The 17,442-nt window shown below is 68.6% G+C and carries 18 protein-coding genes; 7 read left to right on the top strand and 11 right to left on the bottom strand.

The window, feature by feature from the left end; genetic code table 11:
• Positions 1–106: 106 nt before the first annotated feature.
• Complete coding sequence (locus V6W80_RS02740; protein ID WP_064309314.1) at positions 107–1,018, top strand: LysR family transcriptional regulator; 912 nt, start codon at positions 107–109, stop codon at positions 1,016–1,018.
• Here V6W80_RS02740 and V6W80_RS02735 read toward each other — a convergent pair.
• Both V6W80_RS02735 and V6W80_RS02730 read right to left on the bottom strand, forming a co-directional pair.
• Entirely contained in the window at positions 991–1,275 is a 285-nt protein-coding gene (locus V6W80_RS02735; RefSeq protein WP_338545793.1) for a hypothetical protein, read from the bottom strand. The genes V6W80_RS02740 and V6W80_RS02735 overlap by 28 nt on opposite strands.
• Before the next feature lie 106 nt (positions 1,276–1,381).
• Positions 1,382–2,569, bottom strand: coding sequence for an MFS transporter (locus V6W80_RS02730; RefSeq protein WP_338545792.1), 1,188 nt, complete (start codon positions 2,567–2,569; stop codon positions 1,382–1,384).
• Positions 2,570–2,671: 102 nt separating this feature from the next.
• Between V6W80_RS02730 and V6W80_RS02725 the strand changes: the two genes are divergently transcribed.
• Positions 2,672–3,547 carry a LysR family transcriptional regulator gene (locus tag V6W80_RS02725; protein ID WP_338545791.1) on the top strand — a complete coding sequence of 292 codons (876 nt, stop codon included), beginning with the start codon at positions 2,672–2,674 and terminating at the stop codon, positions 3,545–3,547.
• A 497-nt stretch (positions 3,548–4,044) separates the two neighbouring features.
• On the opposite strand, the gene V6W80_RS02720 is transcribed toward V6W80_RS02725, so the two are convergent.
• The 8 genes from V6W80_RS02720 to V6W80_RS02685 all read right to left on the bottom strand — a co-directional run bounded on the left by V6W80_RS02720 (position 4,045) and on the right by V6W80_RS02685 (position 11,648).
• The gene (locus V6W80_RS02720) at positions 4,045–4,413 is read right to left on the bottom strand and encodes a hypothetical protein (protein WP_068385040.1); all 369 of its coding nucleotides are present in this window, start codon (positions 4,411–4,413) and stop codon (positions 4,045–4,047) included.
• Between the two features lie 105 nt (positions 4,414–4,518).
• Positions 4,519–5,427 (bottom strand): LysR family transcriptional regulator, encoded by a 909-nt coding sequence (locus tag V6W80_RS02715; protein WP_338545790.1) that lies wholly within the window; start codon positions 5,425–5,427, stop codon positions 4,519–4,521.
• A gap of 68 nt (positions 5,428–5,495) precedes the next feature.
• Positions 5,496–6,119 (bottom strand): isochorismate family cysteine hydrolase YcaC, encoded by a 624-nt coding sequence (gene ycaC / locus V6W80_RS02710; protein ID WP_017641105.1) that lies wholly within the window; start codon positions 6,117–6,119, stop codon positions 5,496–5,498.
• 48 nt (positions 6,120–6,167) lie between these two features.
• Positions 6,168–7,763 carry an MFS transporter gene (locus V6W80_RS02705; RefSeq protein WP_338545788.1) on the bottom strand — a complete coding sequence of 532 codons (1,596 nt, stop codon included), beginning with the start codon at positions 7,761–7,763 and terminating at the stop codon, positions 6,168–6,170.
• 11 nt (positions 7,764–7,774) lie between these two features.
• Complete coding sequence (locus V6W80_RS02700; RefSeq protein ID WP_338547333.1) at positions 7,775–9,616, bottom strand: amidohydrolase; 1,842 nt, start codon at positions 9,614–9,616, stop codon at positions 7,775–7,777.
• Positions 9,617–9,781: 165 nt separating this feature from the next.
• Complete coding sequence (locus V6W80_RS02695) at positions 9,782–10,600, bottom strand: alpha/beta fold hydrolase (protein ID WP_338545787.1); 819 nt, start codon at positions 10,598–10,600, stop codon at positions 9,782–9,784.
• The gene (locus V6W80_RS02690) at positions 10,597–11,226 is read right to left on the bottom strand and encodes an antibiotic biosynthesis monooxygenase (RefSeq protein ID WP_068385048.1); all 630 of its coding nucleotides are present in this window, start codon (positions 11,224–11,226) and stop codon (positions 10,597–10,599) included. Before V6W80_RS02690 ends, V6W80_RS02695 begins: the two co-directional genes overlap by 4 nt.
• A complete protein-coding gene (locus tag V6W80_RS02685) occupies positions 11,223–11,648 on the bottom strand; it encodes a DoxX family protein (RefSeq protein ID WP_017641110.1) in 426 nt (141 codons plus the stop codon). The genes V6W80_RS02690 and V6W80_RS02685 overlap by 4 nt, the downstream gene beginning before the upstream one ends.
• Before the next feature lie 287 nt (positions 11,649–11,935).
• Between V6W80_RS02685 and V6W80_RS02680 the strand changes: the two genes are divergently transcribed.
• Positions 11,936–12,343: a DoxX family protein gene (locus tag V6W80_RS02680; RefSeq protein ID WP_064309324.1), complete on the top strand. Its 408-nt coding sequence runs from the start codon at positions 11,936–11,938 to the stop codon at positions 12,341–12,343.
• A gap of 36 nt (positions 12,344–12,379) precedes the next feature.
• Here V6W80_RS02680 and V6W80_RS02675 read toward each other — a convergent pair whose 3' ends face one another.
• On the bottom strand, positions 12,380–13,300 hold the full coding sequence (locus V6W80_RS02675; protein ID WP_338545786.1) for a LysR family transcriptional regulator: 921 nt from the start codon (positions 13,298–13,300) through the stop codon (positions 12,380–12,382).
• A 97-nt stretch (positions 13,301–13,397) separates the two neighbouring features.
• Between V6W80_RS02675 and V6W80_RS02670 the strand changes: the two genes are divergently transcribed.
• From V6W80_RS02670 to V6W80_RS02655, 4 genes are all read left to right on the top strand, one after another.
• Entirely contained in the window at positions 13,398–14,621 is a 1,224-nt protein-coding gene (locus V6W80_RS02670) for an MFS transporter (RefSeq protein ID WP_184291928.1), read from the top strand.
• A gap of 162 nt (positions 14,622–14,783) precedes the next feature.
• The gene (locus V6W80_RS02665) at positions 14,784–15,506 is read left to right on the top strand and encodes a pirin family protein (protein ID WP_338545785.1); all 723 of its coding nucleotides are present in this window, start codon (positions 14,784–14,786) and stop codon (positions 15,504–15,506) included.
• 179 nt (positions 15,507–15,685) lie between these two features.
• Positions 15,686–16,276: a DedA family protein gene (locus V6W80_RS02660; protein ID WP_338545784.1), complete on the top strand. Its 591-nt coding sequence runs from the start codon at positions 15,686–15,688 to the stop codon at positions 16,274–16,276.
• 115 nt (positions 16,277–16,391) lie between these two features.
• Positions 16,392–16,832, top strand: coding sequence for a helix-turn-helix domain-containing protein (locus V6W80_RS02655; protein ID WP_026083850.1), 441 nt, complete (start codon positions 16,392–16,394; stop codon positions 16,830–16,832).
• Positions 16,833–17,442: the final 610 nt, after the last annotated feature.

Raw genomic sequence — 17,442 nt, 5'->3', positions numbered from 1 at the left:
CGGAGATTAACTGTCGCAGCGCAAAGGCACGGCTCATAGATCGTCGATTTGGCACAATGACGGTCGTCCGATCGCCTAAAGCTCGACCCGCTGCCTGGATGCCGCCATGAATTTCGATGACCTACGCCTGTTCGTCACCACCCTGAACGAGGGCAGCTTCACCGCCGCCGCCGACAAGCTGGGGCTCTCCAAGCAGTTCGTCAGCCGGCGGACCATGGCATTGGAGGAAAGTCTGGGGGTGCGGCTGCTCAATCGCACCACGCGACGCCTGCAGGCGACCGAACTGGGGATGCTGCTCTATGAGCGGGCAGTGAAGATCCTCGAGGACGTCAACGACACCGAGGAATTGCTCTCCAGCCGGCGGACGGTGCCCCAGGGGGTGCTGCGCGTGAGTGCGCCCATGACCTTCGGCACCCTGCACCTGAGTCCCCTGCTGCCGGATTTTCTCTCGGCCTATCCGCAGATCCGCCTGGAGCTGGATCTCAATGACCGGGCGGTGGATCTGCTCGCCGAGGGCTACGACATGTCGATCCGCATCGGCACCCTGGCCGACTCCAGTCTGATCGCCAAGCGGCTGACCGAGATGCAACTGGTGACCTGTGCCAGTCCGGATTATCTACAGAAGGCGCCGCCGCTGCTGCAGCCGGAGGATCTGGCCGAGCACAGCTGTCTGCTCTATGGCCATGGCCGCCAGGTGGAATGGCGCTTTCAGCGCGGAGGCAAGCCGCTGGTACTGCCCATGCAGGGTCAGCTCCGGGCCAACAACGGTGAGGTGGTGCGGGATGCGGCCATTGCCGGTCAGGGCATCGCGGTGCTGCCGACCTTCATCATCGGCGCGGCGCTGGCCTCAGGGGCGCTGGTGCAGGTGCTGGAAGACTTCGCCCTGCCCAGCGCGGCGGTCTATGCGGTCTATCCCCAGCATCGTCAGTCGGCGCGCATCGTCCAGCTGTTCTCGGACTATCTGCGCGACCGCTTGACGGTTCAGCCGACTCACGCCACGGCGCCGCGGGTCGGTTGACGCTGGGGCCACTGCTGCAGGGTCCGCTCGGCGCCGTCGGCGGCCAGGGCGCGACGCGGGTCGAGACGCTGCTGCTGGCGCTGGATCGAGGGTTGCAGGCTGCGGTCAGTGCCGTTCTCAGCCAGGGTGCGATCCTGCTGCTGGTGCTTTTCGATCAGCGAACCCAGGGGGCGCAGGGCGCTTTCCTCAGCCTGGGCGGATTGGGCGATGGCGGTAGTGAGCAGAGTGGCGGCGAAAAGAGAGGTGAGGGCTTTCATGGCGAGTACCTGTGTCGGGTGGGTGTGGACTCATTGTCACCAGCCCACCCCGCGCCTAGAAATCGTCCCGCGGGATAGCGATCATCGACCACGCTGATGATGGCGCTCAGGCCCGCGCCTGACGCTGGCGCAGCAGGAACAGGCACCAGACGGCCAGCGCCGCGGCGGCCAGCAGGCAGCCGGCCAGGCTGACGCCGGTCCAGCCGAAGTGCTCGTACAGCCGCGCCGACAGCAGCGAACCCAGGGAGCCGCCGAGGAAGTAGCCGGTCATGTAGCCGGCGTTGAGGCGGCTACGGGCCTCCGGGCGCAGGCGGTAGACCACGTTCTGGTTGCTGACGTGGCTGAGCTGCACGGCGAGATCCAGCACCAGGATGCCGACCAGCAGCGCCGCCAGCGATTGCTGGGCGAAGGCCAATGGCAGCCAAGCGAGGGTCAGGGAGGCCAGGCCGATGCTGGTGGCGAGACCACCCTTGCCCTGGTCGGCCATGCGCCCGGCCAGGTTGGCGGCCAGCGCCCCCACTGCCCCGGCGAGACCGAACAGGCCGATGGTGCCATCGCTGAAGCCATAGGGCTCGGCGGCCAGCAGAAAGGCCAGGGGCGTCCAGAACACCGCGAAGACAGCGAAGCCCAGACAGCCCAGCAGGGTGCGTAGCCGGTGCAGAGGTTCGTCGCGCAAGAGCACGAACACCGAGCCCAGCAGCCGTGGGTAGCTCAGGCCCGCCGACTGCTGATAGCGCGGCAGTGCCAGACGCAGGGCAAGGGCGGTGGCCAGCATCAGCCCGGCCGCCACGGCGTAGACGGTACGCCAGTCGCCCAGGGACGACAGCGCCCCGGCCACGGTGCGGGCCAGCAGGATGCCGAGGATGAGTCCGCTCATGACGGTGCCCACCGCCCTGCCCCGCTGCTCCGGCGCGGCCAGGGTCGCGGCGAAGGGCACCAGCACCTGAGCCACCACCGAGAAGAGTCCGGTCATGGCGGTGCCCACTAGCAGCCAGGTCAGGCTGGTGGCGGTGGCACTCAGGGCCAGGCCGGCGGCGGCGATCACGCTCATGGTGACGATCAGTCGGCGGCGCTCCAGCAGGTCGCCCAGGGGCACCAGCAGCAGGAGTCCGGCGGCGTAGCTGAGCTGGGCGGTGGTGACGATGCTGCCGGCCTGGGTGTAGCTGAGGTCGAAGCGCTGGGCGATGGTGTGCAGCAGCGGTTGGTTGTAGTAGTTGCTGGCCACGGCGATGCCGGTGGCGACGGCCATGAGCAGGGTCAGCCAGCGGCTGAGAGGAGGCGTGGGGTTCGACATCCGCGGGGTCCGGCAAGGGAGGGGCTGGTCAGTATCGGACAACGGCAGCTATCGGTTAAATGAATCGTTAAGATGACCTTGATCTCATTTCAAGATAGCGCCATGAATCTCAAGCAGCTGGAATTCGCCGTCGCCCTGGCCGAGGAGCGCCACTTCACCCGGGCCGCCGAGCGTTGCCATGTGGTGCAGTCGGCGCTCAGTCACCAGATCGCCCGGCTGGAAGCCGAGCTGGGCGCCACCCTGTTCGAGCGCCTGCCGCGTCAGGTACGCATCACCCCCGCCGGCGAGGCGCTGTTGGTCCAGGCGCGCCAGGCGCTGGCGGCGGTGGAAAGAGCGCGGCAGGACGTGGCTGCGGCGGTCGGTGCCATTCGCGGCAGCCTGACAGTGGGCCTGATCTCCTCGGTGCCGCGGCTGGACATCGTCGAGCTACTGGCAGCCTTCCATGCCCGCCATCCCCAGGTGGACATCGAGCTGCGCCAGGACAAGAGCGAGACGCTGCTGGCGGCGGTGCGCGAGCGGCAGCTGGATTTCGCTCTGATCGGGGTGTCGCGCCAGGTGCGGCTGGAGGGGGTCGACAGCCGCCTGCTGCTCAGCGAGGAGCTGGTGGCGGTGCTGCCGGCAGGGCACGTCCTGGCCAGACGCGACCGACTCTCTCTGCATGAGCTGATGGATCTGCCGCTGGTGGACCTGCCCGCCAGCAGCGGGGCGCGGCGGCAGACCGATGAGGCCTTCGCCGCCCTGGGTCTGCCCCACCGGGTGCGTTTCGAGACGGGCAACATGCAGTTGCTGGAACGCTTCGTCCGGCGCGGGCTGGCGATCGGTCTGGTGCCTGACAGTATCGCCAGTACCTTTGCCGGCCTCGCCCGGGTGCCGGTCAGCGATGCGCCCCAGCGTAACGTCCATGCCATCTGGTCGCCGCTGCCGACACCGGCGACGCGGGAATTCCTCAAGGTGCTGGAAGAGGCCCTGGCGGAGTAGCCCTCGCCGCTGCGGTTGCGCCCACGGCGCCCTCGTAGGTTGGGTTGAGCGCAGCGACGCCCAACATCGCCCAAGACTGAGCATCCCTGTTGGGCTTCGACGATGGAGCCGTCTCAACCCAACCTACGGTCTGACCGCCGTCCGCGCGCATGGTGGTCCGCCGATGCGGCTACGGCTAATAGCCCGCGCAGGTGGGGTTGAGCGCAGCGAAGCCCAACATCGCCCAAGGCTGAACATCCCTGTTGGGCTTCGACGCTGGAGCCGTCTCAATCCAACCTACGGTCTGACCGGCGTCCGCGCGCTTTATAGCGGCGCTGGTGGTCCGCCGATGCGCCGCGCCTACGGACACTCGTAGGTTGGGTTGAGCGCAGCGAAGCCCAACATTGCCCAAGGCTGAGCATCCCTGTTGGGCTTCGACGCTGGAGCCATCTCAACCCAACCTACGGTCTGACTGCAGCGCCGCAGCCTGGAAAACGCGGCAGTCCGCTGAGCTACCCTCATCCCTCGCTCACCGGCAGCCGGCGCACGAAGTTGCCCACTCGCCAGGCCAGTTGTTCGCCCTGACACTGCACCAGCAGGTTGCGCACCGGATAGGACTGGCCGGCAACGCTGGCCTCGGCCTGGGCTTCGCTGGCGCCGTCCAGGTGGTTGCGGGCAAGGACCTGGTAGCTGCCGGTGGGGCAGCGTGCGGCCGCCTCGCCAGCGCAGCCGGACCAGCGGCCGAAGACTCCGTTGCACTGCACCAGGTAGGCCGTGCTGCCATCCTTGAGGTAGGCGTTGTGGGAGTTGGCGCAGCCGCCCAGCAGGGCGAGGAAGCCGGCGCAGGCCAGCAGGCGGAGGGCGTTGCGGAAGGTGGCGAGGTTCATGGGAGGGGCTCCGGAAGACATGCAGCCATCCTAGAAAGCCAACCCCCTCGCCAATAAATCGTACCGGCGGATAGCGCATATCGACGTGGCTGATAGCCCAGTTCGCTAGGAGGTCTCGCCCATGAATCTGACGATCTCGCCGCGCAACCAGCGCTCGCCGGGATCCTGGTCCTGGGCGGCGCGCCAGACCAGCGACAGCTTGGCCGGGACGATGGGAAACGGCGGCTCCTCGATGCGCAGACTGCCACTGGCGGCCAGGGCTTGGGCGGCGTAGTCGGGCACCGTGGCGAGCAGGTCGCTGCCCGCCAGCAGGGCGCCGAGACCGTTGAAGTGGGGCACGCCCAGGGCCACCTTGCGACTGCGTCCAAGGCGCGCCAGGTCGTCGTCGATGTTGCCGCAGAGATCGCCGGACATGGACACCAGCACATGGGGCCGCGCGCAATAGTCGTCCAGGCTCAGGGGCGCGGGGTCGCGGTCGGCGCGCACCACCAGGGCGCGGATGTGCCTCAGGGTGCGGCACTTGGCGTTGGCCGGCAGCTGGGTGGTGTAGCTGATACCCAGGGAGACCTCGCCACTGGCCAGCAGGCCGGGCAGGAGCAGGAAGTTGGCGTTGCGCACCACCAGCACGCAGTGCGGCGCCACCTCGCGCAGATGGGCCAGCAGCGGCGGCAGCAGACCGCATTCGACATCGTCGGACATGCCCAGGCGAAAGACCGCACGGCTGGCGCCGGGATCGAAGTCGTCGACCTCGCTGAGGGCATTGGACAGACCGTCCAGGGCCGGTTGCAGGCGTGCGAGGATGGCCAGGGCGCGCGGCGTGGGTTCCATGGTGCGGCCACTGCGCACCAGCAGCGGATCGTCGAAGAATTGCCGCAGGCGCACCAGGGCGGCGCTGATGGCCGGCTGGCCGAGAAAGAGTTTTTCCGCGGTGCGGGTGAGATTGCGCTCGTGCATCAGGCTTTCGAACACCACCAAGAGGTGCAGGTCGATGCGGCGCAGGTCGTTGCGGTTCACGGCGTCCCTCCGCGAAGGTCTGGCAGGGATGGTCCGGCGCCGAGGGAGGCGCCGGACCATCGTTCCCCTTACTTGGCGGACAGCTTGGCGTAGCTGGTCATCAGGTTGCGGTAGTTGGGGATGTGGTTGGACAGCAGGGCACCCAGGCCCTCGATGTCGTTGCGCCAGTCGCGGTGCAGTTCGCAGGCGACGCTGAACCAGTTCATCAGCTGCACGCCAGCGGCGCTCATGCGCGCCCAGGCGGCCTGTTGCACGGTCTTGTCGAAGGTGCCGGAGGCATCGGTCACCACGAAGACGTCGAAGCCTTCGGCGATGGCCGCCAGGGCCGGGAAGGTCACGCAGACATCGGTCACCACGCCGGCGATGATCAGCTGCTTGCGGCCGGTGGCCTTGATGGCGGCGACGAAGTCTTCGTTGTCCCAGGCGTTGATCTGGCCGGGCCGGGCGATGTACGGCGCCTCGGGGAACAGCTCGACCAGCTCGGGCACCAGCGGGCCGTTGGGGCCCTGCTCGAAGCTGGTGGTGAGGATGGTGGGCAGGCCGAAGAACTTGGCGCTGTTGGCCAGGGCCAGGACGTTGTTCTTGAAGTCGCTGGGGGTGAAATCCTGGACCAGCGAGATCAGACCGGCCTGGTGGTCGATCAGCAGGACGACGGCATCGTTCTTGTCGAGACGGTTGTAGGGCTTGCTCATGGTGGAGTCCTCAGGGAGTGGTTTGGGGGTTGCGGGTGAAGGGCGGCATCAGGCGCCGCCCAGGAGATGGCGAATGGCGATGGGTACGCCGGGGGTCTGGTACTGGCGCGCCGCCGCTTCCAGGCGCTGTTCGCCCTGGGTGACGCGGTGGTGGTGGCGCAGGTGTTCCAGCCAGGATTCGTCGCAGAAGAATTCCTGCCAGCGGCGCGGCTCGGCGCTGTCCTGCAGCAGGGCCCAGGAGAAGGCGCCGTTGCGTCGGCGCATGGCACCAACCGCCTGCATGGCCTGGCGAAAGGCCGGACCGTGTTCGGGAGCGATGTCGTATTCCAGGGTGACCATCACCGGGCCGCGCTCGCGATCCAGGGAGTCGTCGAGGATCGGTGTCGGCCAGTGCAGTGCGGGGGCGATATCGGCCGCCGGGGTGACCGGCAGGCGCAGGCGCCAGGTCAGCCCGATGCCGGCCAGCAGCACCCCGGCCGACGCGCTCAGGGCCACGCTCAGGGAGAAGTGGCTGGCCAGGGCGCCCCAGAGGAAGCCGCCCAGGGCGCTGGTGCCAAAGAACACCAGGATGTAGACGGCCAGGGCACGGGCGCGCACCCAGCCGGGCACGGCAGTCTGGGCCGCCACCTGCAGACTGGAGAGCACGGCGATCCAGGCCAGGCCGCTGGCCAGCATCACCGGCAGCAGCCAGGCGAAGTCACGAATCCAGGCCAGGCCGAGCAGGACCCCGGCATAGAGCGCACTGGCACCCGCCACCAGCAGGTCGCTGGACAGCCGCTCGCGCAGCCGCGGCAGGAGCATGGCGCCGGCGATGGCACCCAGGCCGACGCACCCGAGCAGGATGCCGAAATCCAGGGCGGTGCCCTGCAGGGTTTGGCGTACCAGTAGCGGCAGCAGGGCCATACCGGCGCTGGCGCCGAGGAAAAACGCGGCGGTCCGGGCCAGCACCACCTGCAGCTGGAGCGAGCTGCGGGCATAGCGGAAACCGACCCGGACGGCGCCCAAGAGGCGCTCCGCGGGCAGCACGGCGGCTGCAGGTTGGCGCCGCCAGGTCAGGAGCGCGACGATGACGGCAAGGAAGGAAACGGCGTTAAGGGCGAAGGTCAGCCAGGGACCGGCCAGGCTGACCAGCACCCCGGCCAGGGCCGGCCCCAGGGCACGGGCCACGTTCATGCCCAGGCTGGACAGGGCGATGGCCGCCGGCAGCTCGCTCTTGTCCACCAGTTCGGGCGTCAGCGCCGACCAGGCCGGCAGCATCAGCGCCGTGCCCACGCCCATGGCCAGGGTCAGCCCCAGGAGCAGCGGTACGGTCATCCAGCCGGCCAGGGTCAGCCCGGCCAGAGCCAGGGCCACCGTGGCCATCCATAGCTGTACGCCGAGCAGGTAGCGGCGGCGGTCGACGATGTCGGCCAGGGCGCCGGCTGGCAGCGCCAGCAGGAACATCGGCAACGCCCCCGCCACCTGGACCAGGGCCACCGCCAGGGGACTGGCCGACAGCGAGGTCATCAGCCAGCCGGCGCCCACCTCGTGCATCCAGGTACCGATGTTGGACGCGATGCTGGCCAGCCACAGCCAGCGGAAGGTGCGCTGACGCAGGGGCTGCCAGGGCGAGGCGGCGTTGGGGTTCAAGGCGGCGGCGGTCATGGTGGCGGTCCTCAGAAGCTGAAGCAGGAGCAGCCGAAGGCGCCCCAGAAGCCACTAAAGTCGCTGACCGGCACCTGGCTCTGGCGCGCCCGCTCATGGCCGTGGCCATGCACGGAACAGGCGCCGGCGCACTGGTGCACGGCGGCCTGCAGGGGCGCACCGGGCTTCCAGTGGCCGGGTACCTTGACCACCGGCGACCAGTCCGGCGTGACCGGCAAGGGCGCCGGGCCGAGGCGATCGAATTCCTCGGCGCCATAGACGATGCGGCCGCCGACCACGGTCAGCACCGACTCCAGGTGCTTGATGGCCTCTTCATCGACGGTGAAGAAGTCCGCCGAGAGCACTGCCACGTCGGCCAGCTGGCCCACCCGCAACTGGCCCTTCTTGCCCTGTTCCGAGGAGAACCAGGCACTGCCCTGGGTGAACAGCTGCAGGGCGGTGGCCCGCGGCAGGCCCTCCTGATAGAGCGCCAGGCCGCCGACGGTACGGCCGCTGACCATCCAGTACAGTGAGGTCCAGGGGTTGTAGCTGGAGACGCGGGTGGCATCGGTCCCCGCCCCTACCGGTACGCCTTCGGCGAGCATCCGCTGGATCGGCGGGGTCTGCTCGGCGGCCTTGGCACCATAGCGGTCGACGAAGTATTCGCCCTGGAAGGCCATGCGGTCCTGGATGGCGATGCCGCCGCCGAGGGCCTTGACCCGCTCGATGTTGCGCGGACTGATGGTCTCGGCGTGGTCGAAGAACCAGGGCAGCCCGTTGAAGGGCACGTCGCGATTGACCCGCTCGAAGACGTCGAGCATGCGTGAGATGGATTCATCGTAGGTGGCGTGCAGGCGGAACGGCCAGCGCTGCTCCACCAGGTGGCGCACCACCGGCTCCAGATCGGCCTCCATGCTGGACGGCAGGTCCGGGCGCGGTTCGAGGAAGTCCTCGAAGTCGGCCGCCGAGAAGGCCAGCATCTCGCCGGCGCCGTTGTGGCGGAGGAAGTCGGTGCCCTGGTGCAGGGTGACGCTGCTGGTCCAGTTCTTGAAGTCGGCCAGCTCTTCCTTGGGCCGCTGGGTGAAGAGGTTGTAGGCGATGCGTACGGTGAGCTGGTCGGCATCGGCCAGCTCCTGGATGACCTGGTAGTCGTCCGGGTAGTTCTGGAAACCGCCGCCGGCGTCGATGGCGCTGGTCAGGCCCAGGCGATTGAGTTCACGCATGAACTGGCGCGTGGAGTTGACCTGGTATTCCAGCGGCAGCTTGGGCCCCTTGGCCAGGGTGGCGTAGAGGATCATGGCGTTGGGCCGGGCGATGAGCATGCCGGTGGGCTCGCCCCGGGCGTCGCGCTGGATCTCGCCGCCTGGCGGATTGGGCGTGTCCTTGGTGTAACCCACGACACGCAGGGCGGCGCGGTTGAGCAGGGCTCGGTCATAAAGGTGGAGGATGAACACCGGGGTGTCCGGCGCGGCCTGGTTGAGCTCCTCCAGGGTCGGCAGCCGGCGCTCGGCGAACTGGAATTCGTTCCAGCCGCCCACTACCCGCACCCACTGGGGCGCCGGGGTACGCTCGGCCTGGTCCTTGAGCATGCGCAGGGCATCGGCCAGCGAGGGCACGCCCTCCCAGCGCAGTTCCAGGTTGTAGTTCAGGCCACCGCGGATCAGGTGCAGGTGGGAGTCGTTGAGGCCCGGGATGGCGCGGCGACCGCGCAGGTCGACCACCTGGGTGCCCGGGCCGCGATGGGCCATGACGTCGCTATCGCTACCCACGGCAAGAAAGACGCCGTCCTTGATGGCGACCGCGGTCGCCGCGGGGCGCTCGGGATCGACGGTGTGGAGCTTGCCGTTGTGCAGGATCAGATCGGCGTGTTGCATGGTGCCTCCAGAGGCAGTGTCGGCGCGTCCGGCCAGGGGCAGGACGGACCAGAGCGCGCCGGCGGCGCCCAACAGGAGGGCGCGGCGGCGTTGAGGGTCCAGGGGTTCTTGGCTCATAACCGTACTCGCGACCCGGGCAGCGTCTGCTGCTGACCGGGCGGGTGGTCAGCGGGCGACGAAGGCCAGCAGGTCCTGGTTCAACTGCGCGGCGTGGGTCACCGCGAAGCCGTGGGGGGCGCCGGCGTACACCTTGAGCTCGGCGCCACGGATCAGCTCGGCCGCCAGCTTGCCGGTGGTCGCGAAGGGCACCACCTGGTCGGCGTCGCCGTGGATCACCAGGGTCGGCACGTCGATCTTGGCCATGTCCGGACGGAAGTCGGTTTCCGAGAAGGCGGTGACGCAGTCGACCGTGCCCTTGAGCGAAGCCAGCAGGGCGATGTTGAGGGTCTGGGTGAAGACGCCTTCGGAGACCTGCTGGCCCTGGTTGGTGCCATAGAACACTGGCGCGAAGTCGGCGAGGAACTGGGCGCGGTCCTTCAGCAGACCGCCGCGGATACCGTCGAAGACGCCCTGGTCGACGCCCTGGGGGAAGTCCGGCTTCTGCCCGAACAGCGGGGTGACGGCGCCGAGCAGCGCCAGCTTGGCGACCCGCGCCGAGCCGTGGCGCACCAGGTAGCGGCTGACGTCGCCACCGCCCATGGAGAAGCCCACCAGGGTGACGTCGCGCAGATCCAGGTGCTCGATCAGTTCCTTGATGTCGTCGGCGAAGGTGTCGTAGTCATAGCCATTCCACGGCTGGCCGGAGCGCCCGAAGCCGCGGCGGTCGAAGGCGATGGCGCGATAGCCGTGGCTGGCCAGATGATGCATCTGGTAATCCCACATGTCGGCGTCCAACGGCCAGCCGTGACTGAACAGCACGGGCTTGCCGCTGCCCCAGTCCTTGAAATAAATCTCGACGCCATCGCGGGTGGTGAAGGTGCTCATGGTTGTTCGCCTCTAAGGGTGGAAGGAGTGGAAAAGGCGCCCGAGCGGGCGTTGAGCCAGGGCGCGCACAGGCGGCTCACCCTCGGCATGATCAGGAACACCACCAGCGGCACGATGCACAGGGTGATCAGCAGGTTGCTCGGCACCGGCCCGGCCAGCAGCGGATAGCGCGTGAACAGCGGCTGCCACAGTGGCGGGATCAGCATCGTCAGGGGCGCGATGACCAGGTAGGTCAGCACCGCCTGCTTCCAGGCCGGTGGCTGGCGCACGCCGGGGCGCGGCGGGTTGAACCAGAATTCGGCGTCGGCATGCACCTCGGGCGCATCGGCCTCGCGCAGCAGCGGTGCCACCTCGGCGATCAGCGCCTGGCGTTCCGGCGAAGCCAGCCAGGCCTGCAGCCGCTCGACGTCGGCGAAACGCACCAGGGTGGTGAAGGCGGTGCCTGCCTCGGCCGGCGGGATGACATCCACACCGAGATGGCCACAGGCTTCACGGGCAGCGGTGACCGCGCGCTGCAGCCAGCGCTGATAGGCGTCCTGCTGGCCGGCCAGGGGCTGGTGGCGGATCACCAGGGTGACGATGCGACTGTGCGCCTGATGCAGGTCCTGCCCGCGTGTGGCGCTCATGACAGGGCCCTCGCGAAACCACCCTGAGCGGCGTGACGCCTGACCAGCCGGGCTTCCAGTGAATAACGACCGGGCCCGGTGAGCGCCAGGGTGCCGAACAGCACCAGCAGCAGCCAGCCGAACTGCCCCTGCTCCAGAGACCACTCGGGGTGCACCACCAGCAGGGCGATCAGCAGCAACCCGAGGATCGGCAGGCAGGCCAGGCGCGTCGCCCAGCCCAGGGCGATCAGCAACGGACAGAGCACCTCGGCGAAGACGGCGAAGCCCAGCGTCGGCCAGGCGCCCAGGTGCAGCGGGTCTTCGATCAGGCCAAGCTGCTGGCGAAAGTGCAGCGCCTTGGGCAGACCATGCACCGCCAGGAGCAGCCCGGCGCCGCCCAGGCGCAGGAACAGGAGTCCCAGATCCAGCCTCACGCTTCCCATGACCCATCCCCCTGGTGAAAGAGTCGGCTGCGAGAGAGACCTCGCGCCGTCGATGGAGCGAACTTTCGCCCGGACGACGGCGGACGGCCTTGGACGTCTGTGCTGGTTTTTGTACGCCTGTGCTGTGGCGTGTAGCTGAAAGGATTCAGGTTGCAGCAACGGGAAGATAGTCAACCTGAGGGTGACTGTTTAACACCCCACTACTACTTATTCGGAAATCGAGTGGACAGTAAGCTTGCCCCATCGCATCCAAGCCGGATGCCAGACCTGGAAAAGGACAGTCAACGATGAACACCCAAGCCCTCACCGCCACCACCGGCCGCCTGCTGCTCGCCAGCCTCTTCCTGTTCAGCGGCGTGGGCAAACTGCTCGCCCCCGCCGCCACCAAGGGCTACATCGCCGCCATGGGCCTGCCCTTCCCGGACCTCGCCTACCTGGGCGCCCTGGTGGTGGAGCTGGGACTCGCCAGCCTCCTGCTGATCGGCTACCGCACCCGCCCGGTGGCCCTGGCCATGGCCGCCTTCACCCTGGTCACCGCCCTGGTGTTCCACAGCCAGTTCGCCGATCAGAACCAACTGATCCACTTCCTCAAGAACATCGCCATCGCCGGTGGCCTGCTGCAGGTGGCGGCCTTCGGCGCCGGCGCCCTGAGCCTGGATGGTTGGCGGCCGGTGCGGGCGGCCCGACTCGCCTGATCGCCCTCGCTCGTGGTGCCCGCCTGATCCTTGAGGTCAGGCGGGCGCCGTCACATCCAGCATCCTGGCGCAGGCCTCGCGCACCAGTTCGAGAAACAGGCGCAGCCGCGCCGGGTAGACCCGGGCGTAGGGATAGATGAGATAGATTGGCAGGGGCGCGGCCTGCCATTCCGGCAGCAGGTGCACCAGGCGTCCCGCGGCGACGTCCTCGCGCACCATCCAATGCGACAGCGCCGCGCAGCCCAGACCACGCACCGCGGCATGACGGGCGACGAAGAGACTCTCGGTGGCCAGCCGCGGGCGCAAGGGGATCAGCCGGCTTTCGCCAGTGGCACCCAGCTGCAGGCGCAGTTCGGTCTGGTAGAACTGCGTCATGGCGATCCAGGGCAGTGCCGCCAGCTCCTCGGGTGCTTGCAGCGTGCTCGCCAGCTCCGGCGCCGCCACCAGGATGCGCTGCACATCACCCAGGCGCACCGCCACGGTATCCGGATCCTCCACCACCCCCACCCGGATGGCGCAGTCGACGCCATCGGCGACGAAATTGGGCGCCCGGTCGCTGAGCACCCAATCCACCTGCATGCCGGGATAGCGCCACAGATAGGTCTCCAGCGGATCGAGCAGTTGCTCCTGGCCGAAGGCATGGGGCATCACCACCCGCAGCCGTCCCTCGGGCTCGGCATGGGCACCGTGCAAGGCGGCGGCGAAGGCCTGCCAGTCGCCGAGCAGTTGCTGGGCCTGGCGATAGCAGCGCTGGCCGTCCTCGGTCAGGCGCAGGGCGTGGGTCGAGCGCTGTACCAGGCGCACCTGCAGCGCCCCCTCCAACGCTTGCAGACGTCGGCTGACGGTGGGCTGGGTGGTGCCAAGCTGGCGCGCGGCCGCCGACAGGCTGCCGGCCTCGACGATACGCACGAAGGTTTCCAGCAGGTCGAGACGGTCATGGGTAAAGGTGGTGTTCATACGGCTTACGTATACCCCCTGTACCCCGCGTTCGGCTACAGGCAGCGACCACTCTGGCGAAGAATGCGCTCATCGTCTTCCCACCCGGAGAATCGCCATGACCGACATTCCACTCTCGCATAGCCAGACCTCGCCTCATAGCGGCAGTCTATCCCCTGCCCTGCTTGGCCTGCTGGCCACCGGCGCCGGCCTCAGCGTAGCCAACCTCTATTACAGCCAGCCCCTGCTGGGCACCCTGGCCAGTGCCCTGCCCGCGCCCGCTGCCGACGTGGGGCTGATCCCCACCCTCACCCAACTCGGCTATGCCCTGGGGCTGCTGCTGCTCGCGCCCCTGGGTGATCGCTTCGATCGCCGCCGCATCATCCTGGCCAAGCTGGCCGTGCTGCTGCTGGCGCTGCTCGGCGCCAGCCTGGCGCCGGGTCTGCACGGGCTGCTGGTGGCCAGTCTGGTCACCGGCCTGGCCGCCACCGTGGCCCAGGACCTGGTGCCCGCCGCCGCGACCCTGGCGCCGCCGGCCGAGCGCGGGCGCATCGTCGGCACGGTGATGACGGGGCTGCTGCTGGGCATCCTGCTGTCGCGGGTGGTGAGCGGCCTGGTGGGCGAGTGGCTGGGCTGGCGCGCGGTCTATCTGTTCGCCGCCCTCAGCATCGCCGCCATCGCCGTGGCGGTCTGGCGTGGTCTGCCGGCCTTCGCCGCCACCACCCGGCTCAGCTATCCGGCCCTGCTCGGCTCCCTGGGTGCCCTCTGGCGCCAGCATGCCGCCCTGCGCCGGGCGACCCTGGCGCAAGGGCTGCTGTCCGTGGGCTTCAGCGCCTTCTGGTCGACCCTCGCCCTCTATCTGCATGCCGGGCCCTTCCAGTTGGGCAGCGCCGCCGCCGGCGCCTTCGGCCTGGCCGGTGCCGCCGGTGCCCTGGCCGCGCCCTGGGCCGGGCGCCTGGCGGATCGCCATGGCTCGGAATGGGTGACGCGCCTGGGCATCGGCCTGGCGGCCACGGCCTTTGCCAGCCTGCTCCTGCTGCCTTGGCTGCCGGGCGTGGCTGGTCTGGTGCTGCTGGCGCTGGCGACGGTGGTCTTCGATCTCGGCGTCCAGGCCACTCTGATCGCCCACCAGGCCCAGGTCTACGGCCTGGAACCCGAGGCGCGCAGCCGGCTCAACGCGGTGCTCTTCACTGGCATGTTCATCGGCATGGCCAGCGGCGCGGCGCTAGGCAGTCTGCTGCTGGCCCACCTGGGCTGGAATGGCGTTGCCGGCCTGGCGCTGGCGACCGCCCTGCTGGCTCTGGCGGTACGGCTCTGGCCTGCCCGTCCGCACCTGGAGTAACGATCACGGTAAACAGCACGGCGCCCTTTGGCTGAAGGCATCGTCAACCAGAACAGGACGACCATTCTCCTTCCAGCTCGTTAATCAAACCGGGGCGCCACAGTAGGATGACTTCCATGGCGTCGGAACAGACCGCGCCCCACTCAGACAAGGAGCCTCATCATGCTGGCCATTCGTAAAGCTTCCGATCGCGGCGCCGCCAACCACGGCTGGCTCAAGTCCTTCCACACCTTCTCCTTCGCCAGCTACCGCAATCCGGCGGAACAGGGCTTCTCCGACCTGCTGGTGATCAACGACGACACCGTGGCCGGGGGCCAGGGCTTCGGCGAGCACCCGCACCGCGACATGGAGATCTTCTCCTATGTGCTCGAAGGCGCACTGGAGCACCAGGACAGCCTGGGCACCGGTTCGGTGATCCGCCCGGGCGACGTCCAGCTGATGAGCGCCGGCAGTGGCGTCAGCCACAGCGAGTTCAACCACTCCGAGCGCGAGAGTGTGCACTTCCTGCAGATCTGGATCGTGCCCAACGTGCGCCGCGCCGAACCGCGCTACCAGCAGCAGCACTTCAGCGCCGAGGCCAAGCGTGGTCGTCTGGCCCTGATCATCTCGCCGGACGGCGCCGAGGGCTCGCTGGAAGTACGCCAGGACGCCCGGGTCTACGCCGGTCTGTTCGACGGCAGCGAAAGCGCCGAGCTGCAACTGGCCCCCGAGCGCCATGCCTATGTGCACGTCGCCCGCGGCAGCCTGGAGCTGAACGGCGTCCTGCTGCAGGCTGGTGACGGCGCAAGGCTGCGCGGCGAGCGCGAGCTGCAGCTGGCCCACGGGACCGATGCCGAGGTGCTGGTATTCGATCTGCGGCCCAACGAACTGCCGCAAATGCCCTGACTACGATTTGCTGCGCGTCGGCCAAACTGCGTTGAAAAGACCTTCGGAATGCTCATTTACCACTCGTAAACTCCGCTTCCTCAGGTCTTTTCGCCTTGTTTGGCTCTAGCTCGCGAAATCGTAGGCCCCGTTTGCGCTAGGAGGCCGCTCCCACGGCCTCCCCTTGCCGAGAACGCGCCATGAGCACCCAAGCCCTGACTTCCCTGGTGGCCGGTAACGCCACCCTCTGGCTGACGCTGAACATCTTTGGCGAACAGCTGGGCCTGCCGGTACCGGCCTATCCGTCTTTGCTGGTGATGGGCGCCGCGGCCGATGAAGCCGAGTTGCTCCTGGCGCTGCTGGCCAGCGTGGCGGTCACCGGCGTGGCCGATCTGCTCTGGTACTGGGCCGGTCGGCGCCATGGCGCCTGGCTGCTGCGCCATCTGCCTGGCCAGCATGTCCCGGCCGCCACCCGCCTGCCCAGCCTGCTGCTGGTGGCCAAGTTCATCCCCGGCGCCGCGGCCCTCGCCACCCTGAGCGCGGGCGCCAGCGCCATGCCCCTGCGGCGCTTCCTGGCCTATGACCTGGGCGGCGCCACCCTGTGGATCGGCTCCGGCCTAGCCCTGGGGCGGTTGTTCGAGGCGCACATCCTGGCCCTGCTCGACGCACTCCAGGCCTATGGCCCGGCGCCCCTGCTGCTCGCCGGACTGCTCGGCCTCGCCCTGCTGGGCTGGCACCTGCTGGCTCGCCGCCACGGTCGGCCAAGCCCGGCGCGACAGTATTGCGCCTAGGCCGTTGCCGGCTTAACGCTAATTAACGATAGACAACTCGCACGTCAGACAACTGCAGGGAATCATTTTCAGCCAGGCCAGCGCGCCACACGGCTGGTTTGACAGGGAGAGCGCCATGTCCATGACCGTCGATAGCACCCTGGCTCTATCCAATACCCGACTGGTCGGCTTGGCCGCCTGGCAGGAACGGCTGGCCAAGGAAGTCCTGCTGCAGCATCTGGAGCGCGGCATCAGCGTCAGCCAGGTCGCCTCCGTCTGCGGCCTGTCGCGCAGTCACTTCACCCGCCAGTTCAAGCTCAGCGCCGGACTCGCCCCACTGGAATGGCTGCGCCAGCAGCGCATCGACCGTGCCCGGCAATTGCTCGCCGAGCGCCGGCTACCCCTGGCGGCGATCGCCCTGGAATGCGGCTTCTTCGACCAGGCGCATCTGAGCCGGGTATTCACCCGCGCCGTGGGGATCCCACCGCTGGCCTGGCAGCAGCAGGCCCTGGAGCGGCGGTTGCTGGCGGAACTGGCGCAGGTGCAGGCGCAACATGGCCAGCAGGCGGTAGCCTAGGGTCGCCCCGCTGCCTTCCACCAGGATCAGCGACTTGTCCACCAATTGTCCCAGGAGGGGGATGAACAGCGCCTCCTCCAGCCCGCGCTGCGCCGCCAGTCGCAGGGCCTCCTGCCGACTGAAATGCTCCCCGGCCTCGGCCAGGGTCGCCAGCACGGCGAATTCCGACTCGCTCAGGCTGTGCAGACTCCAGTCGAGCATGGCGCGGAGGCTGCGCTGGCGTTGCGCCGCCGTGCGCCGCCCGGCCACGCTCAGGTAATAGCCGCCATCGAGTTGCGCCAAGACCCCCGCCAGCCCCAGTGCCGCCACCTGCTCGGCCAGGATCTCCAGCGCCAGGGGCACGCCTTCGCTGCGGCGGCAGATCTCGCCCACCAGCTGCACGTCGGCTGGCCGCAACTGCAGCCCCGGCAGGCGCGCCCGGGCACGCCGGACGAACAGCCGAAAGGCCGGCTGGCGCATGGCCTCGCGCAGCCGCCGTGTGGGTGGATTCACGACCGGCAGCGGCGCCAGGCGCAACACGGCCTCCCCTTCCACCCGCAGGGCCTCGCGACTGGTGACCAGCACCCTGAGCTGCGGACAGCCTTGCAGCAGGTTTTCCACCAGCCAGGCC

It is taken from the genome of Pseudomonas benzopyrenica, assembly GCF_036884265.1.
Lineage (GTDB): Bacteria > Pseudomonadota > Gammaproteobacteria > Pseudomonadales > Pseudomonadaceae > Chryseomonas > Chryseomonas benzopyrenica.
Note: the sequence above shows the minus strand (reverse complement) of the source record. Positions and strands in the feature narration are given on the sequence as shown.

Bases quoted from the DNA above. Each gene is read 5' to 3' on its own strand.
- V6W80_RS02740 (WP_064309314.1), top strand. From the start codon at position 107: ATGAATTTCGATGACCTACGCCTGTTCGTCACCACCCTGAACGAGGGC.
- V6W80_RS02730 (WP_338545792.1), bottom strand. From the start codon at position 2,569: ATGTCGAACCCCACGCCTCCTCTCAGCCGCTGGCTGACCCTGCTCATG.
- V6W80_RS02670 (WP_184291928.1), top strand. From the start codon at position 13,398: ATGACCGACATTCCACTCTCGCATAGCCAGACCTCGCCTCATAGCGGC.
- V6W80_RS02700 (WP_338547333.1), bottom strand. From the start codon at position 9,616: ATGCAACACGCCGATCTGATCCTGCACAACGGCAAGCTCCACACCGTC.
- V6W80_RS02735 (WP_338545793.1), bottom strand. From the start codon at position 1,275: ATGAAAGCCCTCACCTCTCTTTTCGCCGCCACTCTGCTCACTACCGCC.
- V6W80_RS02685 (WP_017641110.1), bottom strand. From the start codon at position 11,648: ATGGGAAGCGTGAGGCTGGATCTGGGACTCCTGTTCCTGCGCCTGGGC.
- V6W80_RS02695 (WP_338545787.1), bottom strand. From the start codon at position 10,600: ATGAGCACCTTCACCACCCGCGATGGCGTCGAGATTTATTTCAAGGAC.
- V6W80_RS02720 (WP_068385040.1), bottom strand. From the start codon at position 4,413: ATGAACCTCGCCACCTTCCGCAACGCCCTCCGCCTGCTGGCCTGCGCC.
- V6W80_RS02675 (WP_338545786.1), bottom strand. From the start codon at position 13,300: ATGAACACCACCTTTACCCATGACCGTCTCGACCTGCTGGAAACCTTC.
- V6W80_RS02690 (WP_068385048.1), bottom strand. From the start codon at position 11,226: ATGAGCGCCACACGCGGGCAGGACCTGCATCAGGCGCACAGTCGCATC.
- V6W80_RS02725 (WP_338545791.1), top strand. From the start codon at position 2,672: ATGAATCTCAAGCAGCTGGAATTCGCCGTCGCCCTGGCCGAGGAGCGC.
- V6W80_RS02660 (WP_338545784.1), top strand. From the start codon at position 15,686: ATGAGCACCCAAGCCCTGACTTCCCTGGTGGCCGGTAACGCCACCCTC.
- ycaC (WP_017641105.1), bottom strand. From the start codon at position 6,119: ATGAGCAAGCCCTACAACCGTCTCGACAAGAACGATGCCGTCGTCCTG.
- V6W80_RS02705 (WP_338545788.1), bottom strand. From the start codon at position 7,763: ATGACCGCCGCCGCCTTGAACCCCAACGCCGCCTCGCCCTGGCAGCCC.
- V6W80_RS02655 (WP_026083850.1), top strand. From the start codon at position 16,392: ATGTCCATGACCGTCGATAGCACCCTGGCTCTATCCAATACCCGACTG.
- V6W80_RS02665 (WP_338545785.1), top strand. From the start codon at position 14,784: ATGCTGGCCATTCGTAAAGCTTCCGATCGCGGCGCCGCCAACCACGGC.
- V6W80_RS02680 (WP_064309324.1), top strand. From the start codon at position 11,936: ATGAACACCCAAGCCCTCACCGCCACCACCGGCCGCCTGCTGCTCGCC.